This window comes from Rhodoferax sp. GW821-FHT07F03, assembly GCF_059418745.1.
In genome coordinates this window covers 485,647-501,692 of record NZ_JBWKQM010000001.1, presented here as the reverse complement: position 1 = coordinate 501,692, position 16,046 = coordinate 485,647, and the positions used below count along the sequence as shown (strand labels likewise).

18 protein-coding genes are annotated in these 16,046 nt (G+C 63.2%); 10 read left to right on the top strand and 8 right to left on the bottom strand.

Translation table 11 applies throughout. The annotated features are described in order from the left end of the window. The first annotated feature begins 13 nt into the window (after window positions 1-13). Both AC07R0_RS02255 and AC07R0_RS02250 read left to right on the top strand, forming a co-directional pair. Window positions 14-304, top strand: coding sequence for a septum formation initiator family protein (locus AC07R0_RS02255; RefSeq protein WP_495076698.1), 291 nt, complete (start codon window positions 14-16; stop codon window positions 302-304). 15 nt (window positions 305-319) lie between these two features. Then, window positions 320-967 (top strand): AAA family ATPase, encoded by a 648-nt coding sequence (locus tag AC07R0_RS02250; RefSeq protein ID WP_495103609.1) that lies wholly within the window; start codon window positions 320-322, stop codon window positions 965-967. Here AC07R0_RS02250 and hslO read toward each other — a convergent pair. Continuing rightward, window positions 953-1,942, bottom strand: coding sequence for an Hsp33 family molecular chaperone HslO (gene hslO, locus AC07R0_RS02245; RefSeq protein ID WP_495103608.1), 990 nt, complete (start codon window positions 1,940-1,942; stop codon window positions 953-955). The two genes, AC07R0_RS02250 and hslO, sit on opposite strands and share 15 nt — an antisense overlap. 193 nt (window positions 1,943-2,135) lie before the next feature. Between hslO and AC07R0_RS02240 the strand changes: the two genes are divergently transcribed. The 5 genes from AC07R0_RS02240 (at window position 2,136) to AC07R0_RS02220 (ending at window position 7,078) form a co-directional block, all read left to right on the top strand. Then, the gene (locus tag AC07R0_RS02240) at window positions 2,136-2,942 is read left to right on the top strand and encodes a ferritin-like domain-containing protein (protein ID WP_495103607.1); all 807 of its coding nucleotides are present in this window, start codon (window positions 2,136-2,138) and stop codon (window positions 2,940-2,942) included. Window positions 2,943-3,038: 96 nt separating this feature from the next. Further along, the gene (locus AC07R0_RS02235) at window positions 3,039-4,289 is read left to right on the top strand and encodes an EAL and HDOD domain-containing protein (RefSeq protein ID WP_495103606.1); all 1,251 of its coding nucleotides are present in this window, start codon (window positions 3,039-3,041) and stop codon (window positions 4,287-4,289) included. Window positions 4,290-4,384: 95 nt separating this feature from the next. Then, the gene (locus AC07R0_RS02230) at window positions 4,385-5,656 is read left to right on the top strand and encodes an EAL and HDOD domain-containing protein (RefSeq protein WP_495097289.1); all 1,272 of its coding nucleotides are present in this window, start codon (window positions 4,385-4,387) and stop codon (window positions 5,654-5,656) included. Between the two features lie 332 nt (window positions 5,657-5,988). Further along, window positions 5,989-6,369 carry a CidA/LrgA family protein gene (locus AC07R0_RS02225; protein ID WP_495103605.1) on the top strand — a complete coding sequence of 127 codons (381 nt, stop codon included), beginning with the start codon at window positions 5,989-5,991 and terminating at the stop codon, window positions 6,367-6,369. Continuing rightward, on the top strand, window positions 6,362-7,078 hold the full coding sequence (locus AC07R0_RS02220) for an LrgB family protein (RefSeq protein WP_495097291.1): 717 nt from the start codon (window positions 6,362-6,364) through the stop codon (window positions 7,076-7,078). Before AC07R0_RS02225 ends, AC07R0_RS02220 begins: the two co-directional genes overlap by 8 nt. Before the next feature lie 76 nt (window positions 7,079-7,154). On the opposite strand, the gene AC07R0_RS02215 is transcribed toward AC07R0_RS02220, so the two are convergent. Further along, on the bottom strand, window positions 7,155-7,733 hold the full coding sequence (locus tag AC07R0_RS02215; RefSeq protein ID WP_495103604.1) for a TetR/AcrR family transcriptional regulator: 579 nt from the start codon (window positions 7,731-7,733) through the stop codon (window positions 7,155-7,157). 107 nt (window positions 7,734-7,840) lie between these two features. On the opposite strand from AC07R0_RS02215, the gene AC07R0_RS02210 reads away from it, so the two are divergent. The 3 genes from AC07R0_RS02210 to AC07R0_RS02200 all read left to right on the top strand — a co-directional run bounded on the left by AC07R0_RS02210 (window position 7,841) and on the right by AC07R0_RS02200 (window position 9,865). Beyond that, window positions 7,841-8,638, top strand: coding sequence for an SDR family NAD(P)-dependent oxidoreductase (locus AC07R0_RS02210; RefSeq protein WP_495076706.1), 798 nt, complete (start codon window positions 7,841-7,843; stop codon window positions 8,636-8,638). Between the two features lie 103 nt (window positions 8,639-8,741). Then, entirely contained in the window at window positions 8,742-8,891 is a 150-nt protein-coding gene (locus AC07R0_RS02205; RefSeq protein WP_495103686.1) for a hypothetical protein, read from the top strand. Window positions 8,892-8,941: 50 nt separating this feature from the next. Continuing rightward, window positions 8,942-9,865 (top strand): ketopantoate reductase family protein, encoded by a 924-nt coding sequence (locus AC07R0_RS02200; RefSeq protein ID WP_495103603.1) that lies wholly within the window; start codon window positions 8,942-8,944, stop codon window positions 9,863-9,865. A gap of 2 nt (window positions 9,866-9,867) precedes the next feature. Here the strand turns inward: AC07R0_RS02200 and AC07R0_RS02195 are convergent, their stop codons facing one another. The 6 genes from AC07R0_RS02195 to AC07R0_RS02170 all read right to left on the bottom strand — a co-directional run bounded on the left by AC07R0_RS02195 (window position 9,868) and on the right by AC07R0_RS02170 (window position 15,941). Further along, the gene (locus AC07R0_RS02195; protein WP_495103602.1) at window positions 9,868-10,140 is read right to left on the bottom strand and encodes a hypothetical protein; all 273 of its coding nucleotides are present in this window, start codon (window positions 10,138-10,140) and stop codon (window positions 9,868-9,870) included. A gap of 146 nt (window positions 10,141-10,286) precedes the next feature. Next, window positions 10,287-10,973 carry a hypothetical protein gene (locus AC07R0_RS02190; RefSeq protein ID WP_495076709.1) on the bottom strand — a complete coding sequence of 229 codons (687 nt, stop codon included), beginning with the start codon at window positions 10,971-10,973 and terminating at the stop codon, window positions 10,287-10,289. A gap of 239 nt (window positions 10,974-11,212) precedes the next feature. Continuing rightward, the gene (locus AC07R0_RS02185; RefSeq protein ID WP_495103601.1) at window positions 11,213-11,743 is read right to left on the bottom strand and encodes a chromate transporter; all 531 of its coding nucleotides are present in this window, start codon (window positions 11,741-11,743) and stop codon (window positions 11,213-11,215) included. Continuing rightward, window positions 11,740-12,318 carry a chromate transporter gene (locus tag AC07R0_RS02180; RefSeq protein WP_495103600.1) on the bottom strand — a complete coding sequence of 193 codons (579 nt, stop codon included), beginning with the start codon at window positions 12,316-12,318 and terminating at the stop codon, window positions 11,740-11,742. The genes AC07R0_RS02185 and AC07R0_RS02180 overlap by 4 nt, the downstream gene beginning before the upstream one ends. Window positions 12,319-12,449: 131 nt before the next feature. Beyond that, window positions 12,450-13,049: an acyloxyacyl hydrolase gene (locus tag AC07R0_RS02175; protein WP_495076713.1), complete on the bottom strand. Its 600-nt coding sequence runs from the start codon at window positions 13,047-13,049 to the stop codon at window positions 12,450-12,452. Between the two features lie 243 nt (window positions 13,050-13,292). Further along, the gene (locus AC07R0_RS02170; RefSeq protein WP_495103599.1) at window positions 13,293-15,941 is read right to left on the bottom strand and encodes an EAL domain-containing protein; all 2,649 of its coding nucleotides are present in this window, start codon (window positions 15,939-15,941) and stop codon (window positions 13,293-13,295) included. Window positions 15,942-16,046 lie beyond the last annotated feature (105 nt).

Sequence of the window (16,046 nt, the reverse complement as noted above, 5' to 3'; positions counted from 1 at the left end):
TAGGCGCAACACCATGGGCTCACGCATCGTTCCTGTCATCCTGCTGGCTTTGCTGGGCATGCTGCATGCGCAGCTCTGGCTGGGACGCGGCAGTCTGCCCGAGGTAAACCGCCTGCAACAAAAGCTGGAGTCGCTGCGCGAGCACAACGCGGCCGCCCAAACGGCCAACGACCAGCTGAGTGCCGAGGTGCGCGACCTCAAGGAAGGCCTGGAAATGGTCGAGGAACGTGCCCGCTTCGAACTGGGCATGGTCAAGGCCAACGAAATCTTCGTGCACATCACCGCTCCACGCATGCCCCGCTGATTGCGGCCCCCAACAGTGTTGAAAATCGCCTTGCTGGGCGCGGAGAGCACGGGCAAAACCCAGTTGGCCCAAACCCTGGCAGACAGTCTGCGCGAACGCGGCCACAGCGTCGCCTTGGTACCTGAATGGCTGCGCACCTGGTGCGACCAAGCCGAACGCACACCCCACGCTGATGAACAGCAGGCCATCGCACTCACACAAGCAGCCCATATCGCGCAAGTGCCTACCAGCACCGAATACTTGTTGGCCGACACCACGGCCCTGATGACCGCCGTCTACAGCGATCTGCTGTTTAACGATGACACGCTCTACCCCCTGGCCTGGAAGCTGCAGCGCGGCTTCGACATGACGCTGATCACCGGGCTGGACCTACCCTGGGTCGCCGACGGCCTGCAGCGCGACGGTCAGCACATGCGTGAACCCGTGGATGCCCGGCTGCGTACAGCCCTGGCGCGCGGCGGCATTCCCTACCAGGTGGTCTATGGCCGAGGCAGCGCACGCACCGTCAACGCTTTGCGCGCTATTGATTCAATAGCTGGTAGCGCAGATAAATCCAGCGCTGACAGCGTATTTTCCTCACAAAAACCGTGGACCTGGAACTGCGAGAAATGCAGTGACCCAGTCTGCGAACACCGGCTGTTCAGCGATTTACTGAACCACTGACGGCCCCGGCGGGGTCGCGTCGGGCGTGGTGAACAGCTGTGCCGCGTCCACCGGATCAAAGCGGTACTGCTTGCCGCAGAACTCGCAAGCCACCTCCACCTGTCCGCTTTCAGCCAGGATGCTCTCCACCTCGTCCGTGCCCAGGCTGCGTATCATCGCGCCCACGCGCTCGCGGCTGCAGGTGCAGGCAAATTTGGGAGCTGTCGGCCCCATGTGCGGGCTGAACATCAGCACCTGCTCTTCCCAGAACAGGCGGCGCAAAATGGTGTCCACATCCAGCGTCAGCAGCTCTTCGCGCTTCAGGGTGCTGGCCAGGTGGGCAATGCGGTTGTAGTGCTCGCTCTGGCCTATTTCGTCCTCGTTCTCCTGGCTCACCAGGCTGCCGGCCAGGTTCTTCTCGCCCTTGACCGGCAGGCGCTGGATCAGCAGGCCGGCTGCCACCTGCTCGTCGGCCGCCAGCACCATCAGCGTGTCCAGCTGCTCGCTTTGCAGCATGTAGTGCTGCAGCACATCGCTGAGCTTCTCCAGCTTTTCCTTGCGGTCGCCAAATAGCGGCACCACGCCCTGGTAAGGCTGCTGTCCAGGGAACTTGTCCTTGGGGTCCAGGGTGATGGCGCATCGGCCTTCGTTGTTGACATTGACCATCTGGCTCAGGCTGGCACCCACTGGCACCTCGCCCATCACGCTGGCAGTGGTGCGCAGACTCAGATCGGGCTGTACCTCGACCACCGCCACCTTGACCGGGCCGTCGCCAAAAATCTGCAGCACCACGGCGCCGTTGAACTTGATGTTGGACTGCATCAGCACGCCCGCCGCCGTCATTTCACCCAGCAGCTCGGCCACAGGTGCGGCATACGGCCCCGATGTGGTATTGGAGGCCCGGCGCTGCAGGATTTCCTGCCAGGCGTCGGTAAGGCGCACGATGCAACCGCGTACGGGCAGGCCGTCGAATAAGAATTTGTGGAGTTCAGACACTGTGTTTCCCTAACAATTGCATTTCTAGATATGGCGACGACATACAACGAAGCAAGCCCAGACAACGGGCTGAACGCTCCGACACCAGAGATACCACAGAACCGGCTTTGCCGGGCTGTAGGTATCGCCCCCTGCAAGGGGGTGGGCGGAAACGCGAAGCGTGGAGCCTGGGGGTATACGCATAATTGTAGGTATGGAACTTCGAACCCGCGCACTGCAGGCCCTGTGCCTTTCTGATCCGCAAGAAAAAGTGGCTGCAGCGCAATTGCTGCAAGCGCAGGCAGCTACACTTTCAATAGCAAATCATGCGCAGACCCCTAGCGCCCCAGTACCCGGGCGCCCGGCCCGCCCGCTGCTGGTGGAACGCGTGACCAAGCCCCAGCGTTCACCCTTCACCACCGATGGCCTGGCCACCCTGCTGCACACCGTGGCACACATCGAATTCAACGCCATCAACCTGGCCCTGGACGCTGCCTGGCGCTTTGATGGCATGCCCGACGCCTACTACCGCGACTGGGTGCGTGTGGCTGCCGAAGAGGCCCTGCACTTCCAGCTGCTGCGCGGCCTGTTGCAAGAGCTGGCAGATGGCGAGCAGCGTTGGGACTACGGCGACTTCCCGGCCCATGACGGCCTGTGGACAGTCTGCGCCGCCACGGCGGTGGATGTGGTGGCGCGCATGGCTCTGGTGCCGCGTACGCTGGAGGCGCGCGGGCTGGACGCCACGCCGCTGATACAGGCCAAGCTGCGACGCGTGAATACTCCCCCTGCGCAGCGTGCGGTGGACATCTTGGATACCATTTTGCGCGACGAGATCGGCCATGTGGCCGTGGGCAACCGCTGGTACCGCTGGCTGTGCGAGCGCGACGGACTGGACCCCATCGCCCATTACCGCCTGCTGCTGGACCGCTACGCCGCGCCGCAGCCCAAGCCCCCGTTCAACACCGATGCCCGGCGGCAAGCCGGCTTCACCGATGCCGAATTGGCCGTGTTGCTACAGTAATTGCACATCCAAGCCATTGGATGTACGCTGAAAGCTCGGCGGCGATCGCATACACGTTACGATAGACCGAGACTGCCCACACCCGCACACCCAGACATGCCCCCATCAGACACCCCCTCCACACCGGCAACGCCTGATATCGGCGGTGCCATTGTGATTGCACGCCAGCCCATCATGGACGCCCAGCGCGCTGTGACGGCCTACGAACTATTCGACCGCTCCACGGCGCACCACAATGCCGCCAGTGACGTTGCACTGATCTTCAACGCCATGACCCACACCGGCATGGATTCGCTGATCGGCAAAGTCACCATTTTTGTCAACTGCACGTACGAAAGTTTGGCTGGCGGACACCTGGATCTGGTGCAGCCGGACAAGGTGGTGCTGGAAGTCGGACCCGTGCCCGGCCATGCGCCGGATGAAATCGCAGCACGCCAGCACACGCTGCAAGAGCTGCGCAAACGCGGCTTCCGGCTGGCCTTCAACCACACGGTGCTGGCACCGGTCTATGCCGGATGGCAGCCCTTGGCCGATTTTGTCAAGCTGGACCTGCGCGCTCTCAAACCCGAGCAGTTGCAGGCCATTGTGCAGGCGGTCAAAACCCGCACCAAGGCCGCCATCGTGGCCGAGAAGATCGAAACCGAAGCCCAGTTCGCCACCATGGCCAGCTATGGAGCCACCCTGTTTCAAGGCTACTGGTTTGCCCGGCCCGATGTCATCAAGACCAAGGTCGTCACACCCGCCCAGGCCCATGTGCTGCAGCTGATCAATCTGGTGCGCAACCAGGCCGCGACCGAGGAGATCGAAAAAGTCCTGAAGGCCGATGCCATCCTGGGCTTCAACCTGTTGCGCCTGATCAACTCGGCCAGCTTTGGCCTGAACAACGAGATCACCTCCTTCCGCCAGGCGGTGATGTTGATGGGCCTGAAAAAGCTGTTCCGCTGGGCCGCCCTGTTACTGACCTCGGCCCGAGCCGACGGCACAGCCGCCGCCGTGGGAACCACCGCCGTGGTGCGCGGACGCATGATGGAGCTGCTGGCCACTGGCACCCTGACGCCCGAGGAGTGCGACGGGGCTTTCGTGGTGGGCATTTTCTCGCTGCTCGACGTGATGCTGGGCATCCCCATGGAGCAGGCGCTGGACCTGCTGTCGTTGCCGCCGGCCGTGAACGAAGCCCTGCGTAGCGGCACCGGCATCTATAGCTCCATGCTGGCGCTGACCAAAGCCTGTGAAAACAACGACGACGACGCTTTCAACGCAGCGGCACACTCCTTGCACTTCACCAACCACCATATCAATATGGCGCACATGGAGGCCATGGTCTGGGCCGACGGGCTCATGACCTAGCTCACATCCTGATACAAAGCCCCCTTTCGGTCGCAAGCCTCCTTAAAATCGATTACAAACCGACCTTTTTTACCTTGAGTGTTCCTTCAGCCGCCATGTCCACCATTCCCGACCAGCTCCACAGCCTCACGCAGTCCCAAGACGAAGCTCTGGAAAACCGGGTACGCATAGCGCGCCAAGCCATCGTGGACGAAAACCGTGTGGTGTTCGGCTACGAGCTGTTTGACCGCTCCCAGCCCACCGAAGGCTATTCGGCAGATTCCGATGCAGCTTTGCTGGTCAACGCCCTTTCATTCACCGATACCGAAGCCCTGGTGGGCAAAAAGCTGGTCTTCATCAACTGCACGCTGCAGAGTCTGACCGGCGGCCACCTGGAGCTGGTCCACCCCGACAAAGTGGTACTGGAAGTCCCGCCCGTACCCGGCAACGTGGTGGAAGACATAGAACGCCACGCCTTGGTGTTACAAGATCTGCACAAACGCGGCTTTCGTTTCGCCTTCAACCATACGGTCCTCACAAAGGGTTACGCATCCTGGCGTCTGTTGGCCTCGTATGTGAAGCTGGACATGACGGCTCTCAAGCCAGAGATGGTGGAGCCTTTCGTACAGTTCGCCAACAAAAACACCAAGGCCATGCTGGTCGCCGAAAAGGTGGAAACCGCCGCCCAGCACAAAACCCTGGCCGGCTATGGCATCAAGCTGTTCCAGGGCTACTGGTTCTCCAAGCCAGCCCTGGTCGCTGCGCAAACCGTGAGACCCTCGCAGGCCACCATACTGCAGCTGATCAACCTGGTACGCAAACACGGAGAGGTCAACGAAATTGAGGAATTGCTCAAGCGCGACCCCACCTTGTCTTTCAATCTGCTGCGCTTCATCAACTCGTCCGGCTTCGGGCTGAGCTGTGAAGTCACCTCGTTCCGCCATGCGGTGATGATTCTGGGCATGAAGAAGCTCTACCGCTGGGCCTCTCTGCTGCTGACGACTTCGCGCGGTGAAGGTGGCGCCCCTCCCGCCGTGGGACAAACCGCCGTGGTGCGCGGCCGCCTGATGGAGCTGCTGGCCGCCGAAATGTTGACCGCCGAAGAATGCGACAACGCCTTCGTGGTCGGCGTTTTCTCGCTGGCCGACGTGATGCTGGGCATGCCGCTGGCCAAGGCGTTGGAGTCTGTCGCCCTGCCCCAGCCAGTGCTGGACGCCCTGCTGTACCGCACCGGGGTTTTCGCCCCCTTCCTGGCGCTGACAGAGGCCTGCGAAAACGGTGACGACACCCAATTTGCCCGCAATGCCGAAGAACTGCACCTGTCGAACAAACAGGTCAATTGGGCCCATCTGCAGGCCCTGGCCTGGGCAGACGCCGTCGGCGCCTGAGCTTGTCCGTCTGCCAGTCCAGGCGGTTTTCAATGCGCTGCGGTGAATCTGATCGCGCTGCAGCGACTTGAGCAAGGCTTTGAACTTGCCCTCATCAAGGCCTTCGGCGCCCCGGCGCTAGGTGAATTCGAAAAACTCAGCTCCCGGCCAGTTTTCCGTGGCCGCCAGCAGATCATCGCAAGCCAGGCGATGCGGCCAACGGCCCCCACTCATGCGCCGCGAAACGGCCGGGCGCACAGCAGTACTCCAGCGAACCCGTCTACGATCCAGCATCTGCACACGCAGCGTCACCGACCGGGGCCGCACACGCCCCATCTGGAGGAGGAAAACCTATGCAAGCATTGCGCGGACTGGCCTTTTTGCTGCTGGTACAGGCTCTGGGCGAGGGCATCACCCACAGCCTCGGCCTGCCCTTCCCGGGGCCGGTGGTGGGGCTGGTGATTTTGCTGCCGGCCCTGGGCTGGGCCCGGGTGCGCGAACCCATCGCCGCCATGGCCGAGCTGCTGCTGGGCCATCTGTCGCTGCTGTTTGTGCCGGTAGGCGTGGGCGTCATCACCCATTTGCAGCTGGTGTCGCAATACGGCGCGCAGCTGCTGGTGGTGATCGTGCTGTCCACCTGGGTTGGCCTGGCGGTGACTGCCCTGGTGCTGCGCCAGCTACTGCGGGAAGAGCCCACGCAAGAAAAGCCCGCGCAGGAAGACAGCCATGGCTGATTTCGTCCAACTCTGGGTCTACCTGGCCACCACGCCGCTGTTTGGTCTGACGGCCACCTTGCTCACCTATGTGACCGCGCAGGCGTTTTACGAACGCATGGGCCGCGCACCCTGGGCCAACCCGGTGCTGTGGTCGGTGGTGCTGCTGGGCTGCGTGCTGGTCGCCACACACACGCCCTACCCGAGCTACTTTGCGGGGGCCCAGTTCATCCATGTGCTGCTGGGCCCGGCCGTGGTGGCACTAGCCTGGCCGCTGTGGCTGCGCCGCCACGAGGTGCGCCAACGCGGCGTGGCCTTGACCCTGGCGGTGCTGGCTGGTGGCCTAGCAGCGGCTGCCAGTGCGGTGGCCATGGCCTGGGCCCTGGGCATGCCGGACGACGTGGTGCGCTCGCTGGCGCCCAAGTCGGTCACGGCCCCCGTGGCCATGGGGATTGCCGAGCGCATTGGCGGCGTGCCCGCACTGTCCGCCGTGTTTGCGGTACTAACCGGCCTCGTCGGCGCCTTGTCAGGCAAGTACCTGTTCAATCTGCTGGGAATCAACAGCTGGGCCGTGCGCGGCCTGGCGCTGGGCACGGCATCGCACGGAATAGGTGCCGCCAGGGCCTTGCAGGTCCACCCCGATGCAGGCGCCTACGCCGGCATTGCGCTGGGCATGCAGGCGATTTTGTCCTCGGTGCTGATGCCGCTGGTCTTCGGCTGGTGGACTTGAGGCTGTTTAGGAAAAATACTTTTTAGGGCTCTAGCGCAGGTATTACTTGCGCAAGCAGCTATAAAAACAATAGTAATCAGTGGGTCCGTGGTGCGGGCAAAGTACGCAGCACGGATTGCAGAATTTCTTCCGACAGAGCCGCATCGTCCACCGCGCGGGCCAGCACCACGGCTCCCACCATGCTGGCGTACAGGGCCAACGCCTTTTCACGCTGGGTCACCTTTGAGCGGCCGGGCATCCACTGGGCCAAGATCTCCACCATGGCGCTGATGCCAGCGGTGACGGCACGACGCACCGGGCCGGCCTGACGGGCCGCATCGGCGCCCAGGGCGGCCGCCAGGCAACCCTGACCCGGCGCATCGCGGTGCGCAGCCGACAAATAGCCGCGCGCGATGCTCTCCAAAGGCTGTGTACCGCCCGCCTCGGCCAGTTGCTGCCACCAGACGCCACCATCGGCCAAAGCACGGGCGCTGGCCTGGGCCATCAGATCTTCCTTTGACGCGAACTGACCGTAAAAGCCACCATGGGTCAACCCGGCGGTCTTCATGATGTCGGCCACGCCCACACCGTCAAAGCCACGTTCGCGGAACAGCTGTGCGGCCACGGCCAACACACGTTCGCGGTTTTCGGCGGCTTGTTCTCGGCTGACTTTCATGGCGGACTTTCACAAAAACGGTAGATGCTTGACATTTTAAATGACGATCAACATATAATTCAATCATGACGAACGTCATATAACCAACCACTCAAGGACTTTTCACCATGACAGCAAACACCTCTCTCGGCACCGCCCTGGTCACAGGCGCATCCAGCGGCATCGGTGCCGTTTACGCAGACCGCCTGGCACGGCGCGGCTATCAACTGGTACTGGTTGCACGCGACCATACCCGGCTGGAAGCCCTTGCCGAGCGCCTGCGCAGCCAGACCGGCGTACGCGTGGAAGTACTGGCCGCCGACCTCAACGCCCCGGCCGAGCTGGCCCTTGTGGAGCAACGCCTGCGCACAGACAGCGCAATCAGCCTGCTGGTCAACAACGCAGGCGTGGCCAGCATGGGCCCGCTGGTCAGCTCGGACATCGCCAGCGTGGACAAGATGTTGCAACTCAACGTAGTGGCGCTGACCCGCCTGGCCGCCGCCGCGCTGGCCGGCTTTGTGCCGCGCGGCAAGGGCATTCTGGTGAACATCGGCTCGGTCGTCTCTCTGGCGCCCGAAACCTTCAACGCCAGTTATGCCGCCACCAAGGCCTATGTACTCAGCCTGTCCCAAAGCCTGCAGGCCGAAGCCGGCCCCAGCGGCGTACAAGTGCAGGCCGTGTTGCCCGGTGCCACCCGCACTGAGATCTGGGACCGCGCCGGCTTCAGCGTGGACCAGTTGCCCGCAGAGATAGTGATGGACACGGACAAGCTGGTGGACGCGGCCCTGCTTGGCATGGACCGGCAAGAACGCGTAACCATTCCGTCGCTACCGAATGCCGCCGACTGGGACGCCTTCATGGCCGCCCGCGCCGCGCTGGGGCCTAACCTGTCTCACAGCCAACCGGCCCCCCGCTACCGCGCATAACGCTACTGTTTGAATAGTTTCCAGCGCAGATAGACCGTGCGCTGGAAAGCCATATGACTTCGGATAAAAAGATGCGTACGGCTCACGCACAATAAGCGCTGCGTTGCACATACTTGTCGTCACCCTCCCTTTTCCACTGGCACTGGCCCAGCGCTTTGGCGCCGACAACGGACGCATCGCCCGCATCATCCTGGTGACTACGGTCGTAGCCTTAGAACCTCACGATCTGACGGCCGCGCCGATTTCAACCTAACATAGGTCTCCCTTGCGCCCGAGGTCCGGGCGCGTCAGCCAAGGAACGGTATGAAAGTAGCAATCATGGGTGCGGGCGGTGTAGGCGGCTATTTCGGGGCTCGGCTGGCGCACAGTGGCTGCGACGTGCACTTCATCGCCCGTGGCGCCCACGGTGCCGCCCTGCGCAGCCAGGGCCTGCAACTCAACAGTGCCCTGGGCGACTTGCATCTAAAGGACCTGCAGGTCACGGAAACGCCCCATGACGTAGGCGTGGCGGACGTGGTGCTGTTCGGTGTGAAGCTATGGGACACCGAAGCCGCGGCCGAGGCCATACGCCCGCTGGTCGGGCCGCACACAGCGGTCATCTCGCTCCAGAACGGCGTGGTCAAGGACGATATTTTGCGCAGCGTGCTGGGCCCGCAGGCGGTGGCCGGGGGCGTTTGCTACATCGCCGCCACGATTGCCGCGCCGGGTGTGATCGCGCACACGGGTGTGTTGCAAAAGCTGGTGTTTGGGGAATACGACGGCAGCCGCTCGGCCCGACTGGAGGCATTTCTGCAGGCCTGCCAAGGCGCCGGCATCGAGGCCGAGATCAGCGCCGATATCCGCAAGACGATCTGGGAAAAGTTCGTGATGCTGGTGGGTTTGTCGGCCACCACCGCCGCCACCCGCCTGCCCATAGGCCGGGTGCGCAGTCACCCGCAGTCACGCCGCGTGCTGCAGCAGATCATGGAAGAAGTGGTGGCGGTAGGCCTGGCGCAGGGCGTACCCCTGGCACCCGATTTCGCGGCCGACCGGCTGCGCTTTTGCGACCAGTTGCCGGCGGCTATGACCTCCTCCATGGCACACGATTTGGAGCGAGGCAACCCGCTGGAGGTGCGCTGGCTCAGCGGTGATGTGGCCCGGCGCGGCGCCGAGCTGGGTGTGCCCACACCTGCGAATGCGCTGGTGCACGGCATCCTGGCCCTGCATGCCGAGGGCCGCAAGGTCTGAGCTCAGGGCGTATCGGGCAGCGGCAGCTTGGCCGTTACGCACTGGATGCCTGTCAGGCCGGCGCTGGCGCTGCCCACGGTCTGGCAGGCAATCGCCCGACCGGAAGACGGATCATGGAACCAGGCCACGCTGGACGCCCCACTGGCCGAGGTACCCATGGGCACATAGCTGGGGTTGGCGCGGATCTGCGAATGCGCAGCTGGCGCCCAGGACGACAGCAGCACAGCGCCGCTGCCCCCTACGGCGGCCAGCAGGCCCAACAACGATCGCTTCATGGCGTGCTCCTTCAATAATTTGGGCCAGGCCGCGCCCCACGCAGTCCGGCCCTGGATATGAATAAAAAATGGCTCTAGCGCAGGAACTACCTGCGCAAGCAGCTACTGAATATATAGCAGAGAGATGACCAAAAACCGCTACCGGCTTACAGCTTTACGAAGCCAAATACGGGCGGATTCATACCGCAGCTGTGGGTTGCAATGTCCTCACCCACCTTGCCGCTGGCGTTCACCGAGAACTTGGACTTGGCAGTGCCGGCCACCACCAGCGGCGCCGTGAGGTTCAGCCCATTAGTGCTGCTGGTGCTGTCGGGCTGCACAAAGGTATTGCCGCCGGTGCCGGCCAGGGCGTTGGTGGTCAGGTAGAGGTAGACCACGTCCGCCACAGGCACACCGGGCGTGATCACGCTACCGTTGACGCTGGGGTCGGTGCCGGTGCAGGCGGTGGTGCCCGCCACGTCCGGGGTGCTGGTCTTGCCGCTGTTGTCCGCACGGCAGACATCGGCCGAATATTCCGTCGCGGCCTGGCACCAGCCCGAAGTGCTGCTGGGCGTGAACTTGATGATGTCCGCCATCTTGATGATGACGCAGTTGTACGTGCCATCCGGCGGGTTGCCGCTGCCCAAGGTGGGAGCACTAAGGAAATCCACCTCGGTCGCCGTTGCACTACTGAAAACGGTGATGGGGCTGGAACACAGCGGGCTGGTGGAAAGCATCACACCATAGACCTTGAGCTTGAGCGCGCTTGCGTCCAGCGCCATCGCCTGGGTGCACAGCAGTGCCAGGCTGATCAATACGTAACGGGTGTATTGGGTGTAGCGGGTGGATTGCATGGCCATACTCCTTGCGGCTAGCTGCCGGAACCAACGATCGTCAGCTTGTCCGGCGTACTGGTGGCCGAACTGCCACCTCCACCACAAGCCGCTAGGCCCAACGCCATAAGGAACATACAGAGCATCGTCGCAGCAACTTTCAACATAAGGCCTCCTTTAAGGTGCTTGCACTTTGCTCCCTAGCCCTCTCTTGCGCAAGATGGGGCTTACGTTAAAAAGTGCCGCTCACCCCCCCACGCCTACCGCAACGCAAGCCAGAACACCAGCCCGCCCGCGCCCAACACCAGCAACGCGTTCACCCGGGCCCAGAACACCAGCACCAGGGTGGACAAAGCCGCCACGGCCCAGGCCCACACTCCGCCCTCGGCTGCGCGCAGCACGGTGCAGGACGCGGCCAGGATCATGCCCGCGGCCACCGGTGCCAGCCCGGACTCGATGGCCCGCACCAGCATATGGCCCCGGTAACGCGACCACACATGGGCAAGGCCGTAGACCAGCACCGAACTGGGCAGAAAGATCGCCGCCGACGCCACCAAAGCACCCCACAGCCCGGCCACATGCCAGCCCACCAGGGCTACCAGCAGCGAGCCCGGCCCGGGCGTGATGCGCGACAGGGCGAACAGGTCCAGAAACTGCCCGTCATTCATCCAGCCCTGCACCGCTACCGATTGGCGGTGGATGTCGGCCACGATGCTCTGGCCACCACCCACCGTCAGGAAGGACAGCGGCACAAACACTGCCAGCAAATCGCCCAGCAGCTGCAAATTCATGGCGTGGCGCCTTCACGACTCTCAGCGCGGATGCGCAGCCAGGCCAGGCCGACGGAGAGCGGCACCATGCAACCCACCACCCACAGCAGCGGCAGACGCCAAAAGAAGATGGCCACAAAAGTCACCGCCAGAATGCCCGCGCGCAACCAACCCTTGGCCGCATGCCGGGCCGCGCGCAAGCCGGTCTGCAGCGACAGGCCCACGGCAGCCGCCGCAACGCCGGCCAGCACCAAATGCACAGCATGCACATCGCCCAGGCTGGAGAACGCGCTGGCCAGCACCATGGCCAAGGCCATGGACGGCAGCACGATGCCACAGGCTGCCGCCAGCGCGCCAGCGCCACCGTGCAGCTGGTAGCCGATCCAGATGGCCAGGTTCACCACATTCACGCCCGGAAAGGCCTGCGCCAGGGCCAGGCCGTTAAGGAACTCCACCTCGGTCAACCAGGCGCGGCGCTGCACGAATTCGCGCAACATCCAGCCACTGAGGCCGCCACCAAAGCTGGTCAAACCGATCTTGGAAAAAGCGCAGAAGATGCCGCGCAGCGTGGGCGCGTTGCTGGAGTCTGGATGCACGTTCTTGAACCAGAAGTGGACGAAAAAAGATTGTAGAAGCGCCCTGACGAGCGCCCGCAGGCCATGCACAACTTTACCGTTCAGCGTACTGTTTATCTGCGCTAATAGCTACGAAATAAATAGCAAAAGAATCAAAACCCCAGGCTGTAGCGCAGTTGCACAAAGGTCTCGCCCGGGTTGGGTTGGCGCAGGCCGGCGTTGGACACATGCTTCACATACACACCCAGGCTGTGGCGCTGTTGGGCGCCAAAGTTGCGCCCCAGGCCCAGGTGGTCGCTGAAGTTCCACTGCGTGCTGAAGTGGCCCGACGGCGTGTAATAGGTTTTGTCCAGGTATGACAAGCCTACGCCAGCCTCTACAAACCAGGGCGATTGCCCGCCGTCAAAGCGATAGCGGAACATGGGCACCAGGCCGATCTGGGCGTAATGCCGGTCCTGTCCCACCGTGGCATCGGCGTTCCACTGGCTCACATATACATCCCAGGCACCGGTGATGCGTCCATCCCAAAAGCTGCTTTGCATGGGCCAGCGCCAGCCCAGCGTGGCGGTGCGGGTGGTGATGCCGCTGCGCAAATTTTGCCCAGCCTCGGCATAGATGGATGCAGGTTCTGCAGCGGCCGCCTTGTCGGCCGCGAGGATGAGTAGCCAGGGCAAGAGTGCGGTACCGAGCAGTTGGCGCCATAGTTTGCGGTGCGGGCGGTACGGCAGCGCGAAAAGGTGTGGTTTCAGCATTTTTGTTGTTCTCCCGGCGGCGCGTGACGGACTACCAACGCCTACTCTGTCGATGCGATGTTTGGATAAATTGTGCCCTGGCCGGCTGCCTTAGAAGTAACTATCGCTCCATCGCCCTGCACATGGTGCAGCTATCGCAGCCCCGTCTGCAACGGCTGCAAAGCCTGCGCTACAGTGTGGGACTACAAGGTGTGGATTGGCAGCGTAGGCGGTGGTCTACCAGCCGGGCAACGCACCATCGGCTCAAATAAGCGCAGCTGCCGTGCGCTGCACATAGCGCTCAAAGTCCTGGGCCGGCAAGGCCGGGCTGAACAGATAACCCTGGTAGGAATGACAGCCATAGCGGGCCAGCCAGTCTTTCTGGGCCTGTGTTTCCACCCCTTCGGCCATCACCTCCAGCCCCAGGTTTTGCGCCAGGGCCACCACGGTACGCGCAATCGCCGCGTCGCTGGGGTCTATCAGCACATCGCGCACAAAGGACTGGTCGATTTTCAGCTGGTGCAGCGGCAGCCGCTTGAGGTAGGACAGCGAGGAATAGCCGGTGCCAAAATCGTCCAGCGAAAAGCCAATGCCGCGCGCGCGCAGCATGGCCATCTTGTGCACCAGGTCTTCAAGGTTATCGACCAGCATGCTCTCGGTCAGCTCCAGCTTCAGACGCTTAGGGTTGGCCCCGGTGGCGCTCAGCAAGTCCAGCAGATCCTGGGCAAACTCAGGCTCGCGGAACTGCCGGGCACTGACGTTCACCGCCAACACCAGGTTGCCCAACAGAGGGTGCGGAGCCCAGGCCACCAGCTGTGCACAGGCGGTCTCCAGCACCCAGCGGCCCAGGGTCAGGATGTGGCCGGTCTCCTCCGCCAGGGGGATGAAGTCAGCAGGCGACACCCGGCCGCGCTGCGGATGCGGCCAGCGCAGCAGAGCCTCGGCACCGGTGACTTGGCCGTGCGCATCCAGCTGCGGCTGGTAGAAGAGCAGAAACTGCCCCAGCACCAGGGCCTGGCGTAAGTCGCCCTCCAGCTCCGCGCGCGCATTCACCGCAGCCTGCATGGCCGGGTCGAAAAACCGCAGCGCATTGCGGCCCTGGGCTTTGGCCTGGTACATGGCCATGTCGGCCTGCTTGAGCAGCTCGTCCATAGGCAGGGTCTGGCCGTGGAACAAGGCCACGCCCAGGCTGGCCGTGCTGTTGAAGTCCAGCTCGCCCAGGCTGTAGGGCCGGTTCAGCACGGTGACGATTTTTTCCGCCACGGACTTGGCGACAGCGGCCGCCATTTCCGAGCTGGCCTCCAGGTCTTCCAACATGACCAGGAATTCATCGCCGCCCAGCCGGGCCACGGTGTCGCTGTCGCGCACGCAGTGCACCAGCCGCAGCGCCACTTGCTGCAGCAGCACGTCACCTTTTTCATGGCCCCGGGTGTCGTTCAGGGTTTTGAAGTTGTCCAGGTCTATGTAGAGCAAGGCGCCGGTGCGCTTGCTGCGCTCACTGGCAGCCAGCGCACGGTGCAGGCGGTCCATGAGCAGCCGGCGGTTGGGTAGATTGGTCAGCGGGTCGAAGAAGGCCAACTGGCGAATCTTGTCCTCGGCCATCTTGCGCTGGGTGATGTCTACCACGGTGGCGACGTAGTGGCTCAGGCCGCCTATGCCATCCAGCACCGCGCTGATGCTGACCCACTGCGGAAAGCGTTCGCCGTCCTGGCGCCGGCTCCAGATTTCACCCACCCACTGGCCCTTGCGCGCCAAATCCTGCTGGATGCCGCCAAAGTAGGCCTCGCCATTCGGTTCGGCGTTCAGAAAAGCCAGCGTCTGGCCCAGGCACTCCGCCTCGCTATAGCCCATGCTCTGGGTGAAGGCCTTGTTCACCCGCTGTATCACCTGTTTGGCATTGGTCACCACCACGCCGACCTGGGCCTCAAAAGCCACGGCGGCGATGCGCAACTCGGATTCGGCCCGTACCCGGTCGGACAGATCTATATCGATGCAGAACATCTCGGCCGGCTGGCCCGGCGTCTGTACATAGGCGTGGCTGGAAAACACGGGTACGCGGCTACCGTCCTTGCGCATCAACGACAACTCGCCCGCTGGAATGGCCTGCTGGGTGGTGAACATCTGCTGCATGGCCTGGCGCACGCCATCGCGCATTTCAAGCGGAATGATGAGATCGGTGAGGTTGCGGCCCAGCACTTCGTCGGCCGCGTAGCCATAAAGCTGCTCGGAGGCCTTGTTCCAGTAGCGCGTCGTGCCATCGGCCGCATAGGCCTGGACCGAAACCGAGGGGATATCCATCAACAGGCTGCGCAAGCGGTTCTCGGAGTCGCGCAGGGCTTGTTCACGGGCTTCGCGGTCCAGCCCCTCCTGGATCAGCAGCCCCAGGAACACCATGGCCGGCGTCATCACGGCAACCAGGGCCAGCCCGACGACGAGCAACTCATCCGCCGGTGGATGGGCCGGCACAAGCCACATGGAGCCCAAGGCCAGCAGTTGCTGCAGCAGGCCAAATACCAATAGCTGCCATACGTTCACACGGGCCCAGCCCCGGGCCACGGCGTAACGGTAGAGCAGACCCAAGCCAATGCTGGCGACGAGCAAAGGCAGGCCTATGGCATAGTCTGCCTGGCCAGGCAATTGGCCGTAGCCCACGGATATGGCGGCTGCCACCAGCGCAGCCAGCGGCCCGCCAAACAGGCCCACCGCGCCTAGCACCACGCAGCGCGCATCGACCACCAGCCCCGGCATGCTGGCCGACGGCGTGACTATGCCCAGCACGCAGATACCGCCAAACAGCAGCCCGGTCACCAGTTGGCGAAGCACGCTGCGGGGCTTCCAGGCGCGTAGGTGCAGCCCCTGCAGCACACCCAGAACAAAGATCCAGGCAACCCCCTGGACCAGGTGAAGAACCATACACAGCCTCCAGCTTGGGCGTCGATCGGCGGTCCCAGGACATATCTCCAGGGCGCAGGCTGCTGGGAGCCCCGCCGGACCGACAACTTGCGGCTACTTTAGTGC

Bases quoted from the DNA above. Each gene is read 5' to 3' on its own strand.
- AC07R0_RS02255 (WP_495076698.1), top strand. From the start codon at position 14: ATGGGCTCACGCATCGTTCCTGTCATCCTGCTGGCTTTGCTGGGCATG.
- AC07R0_RS02240 (WP_495103607.1), top strand. From the start codon at position 2,136: ATGGAACTTCGAACCCGCGCACTGCAGGCCCTGTGCCTTTCTGATCCG.
- AC07R0_RS02235 (WP_495103606.1), top strand. From the start codon at position 3,039: ATGCCCCCATCAGACACCCCCTCCACACCGGCAACGCCTGATATCGGC.
- AC07R0_RS02230 (WP_495097289.1), top strand. From the start codon at position 4,385: ATGTCCACCATTCCCGACCAGCTCCACAGCCTCACGCAGTCCCAAGAC.
- AC07R0_RS02225 (WP_495103605.1), top strand. From the start codon at position 5,989: ATGCAAGCATTGCGCGGACTGGCCTTTTTGCTGCTGGTACAGGCTCTG.
- AC07R0_RS02220 (WP_495097291.1), top strand. From the start codon at position 6,362: ATGGCTGATTTCGTCCAACTCTGGGTCTACCTGGCCACCACGCCGCTG.
- AC07R0_RS02215 (WP_495103604.1), bottom strand. From the start codon at position 7,733: ATGAAAGTCAGCCGAGAACAAGCCGCCGAAAACCGCGAACGTGTGTTG.
- AC07R0_RS02210 (WP_495076706.1), top strand. From the start codon at position 7,841: ATGACAGCAAACACCTCTCTCGGCACCGCCCTGGTCACAGGCGCATCC.
- AC07R0_RS02200 (WP_495103603.1), top strand. From the start codon at position 8,942: ATGAAAGTAGCAATCATGGGTGCGGGCGGTGTAGGCGGCTATTTCGGG.
- AC07R0_RS02195 (WP_495103602.1), bottom strand. From the start codon at position 10,140: ATGAAGCGATCGTTGTTGGGCCTGCTGGCCGCCGTAGGGGGCAGCGGC.
- AC07R0_RS02190 (WP_495076709.1), bottom strand. From the start codon at position 10,973: ATGCAATCCACCCGCTACACCCAATACACCCGTTACGTATTGATCAGC.
- AC07R0_RS02185 (WP_495103601.1), bottom strand. From the start codon at position 11,743: ATGAATTTGCAGCTGCTGGGCGATTTGCTGGCAGTGTTTGTGCCGCTG.
- AC07R0_RS02175 (WP_495076713.1), bottom strand. From the start codon at position 13,049: ATGCTGAAACCACACCTTTTCGCGCTGCCGTACCGCCCGCACCGCAAA.
- AC07R0_RS02170 (WP_495103599.1), bottom strand. From the start codon at position 15,941: ATGGTTCTTCACCTGGTCCAGGGGGTTGCCTGGATCTTTGTTCTGGGT.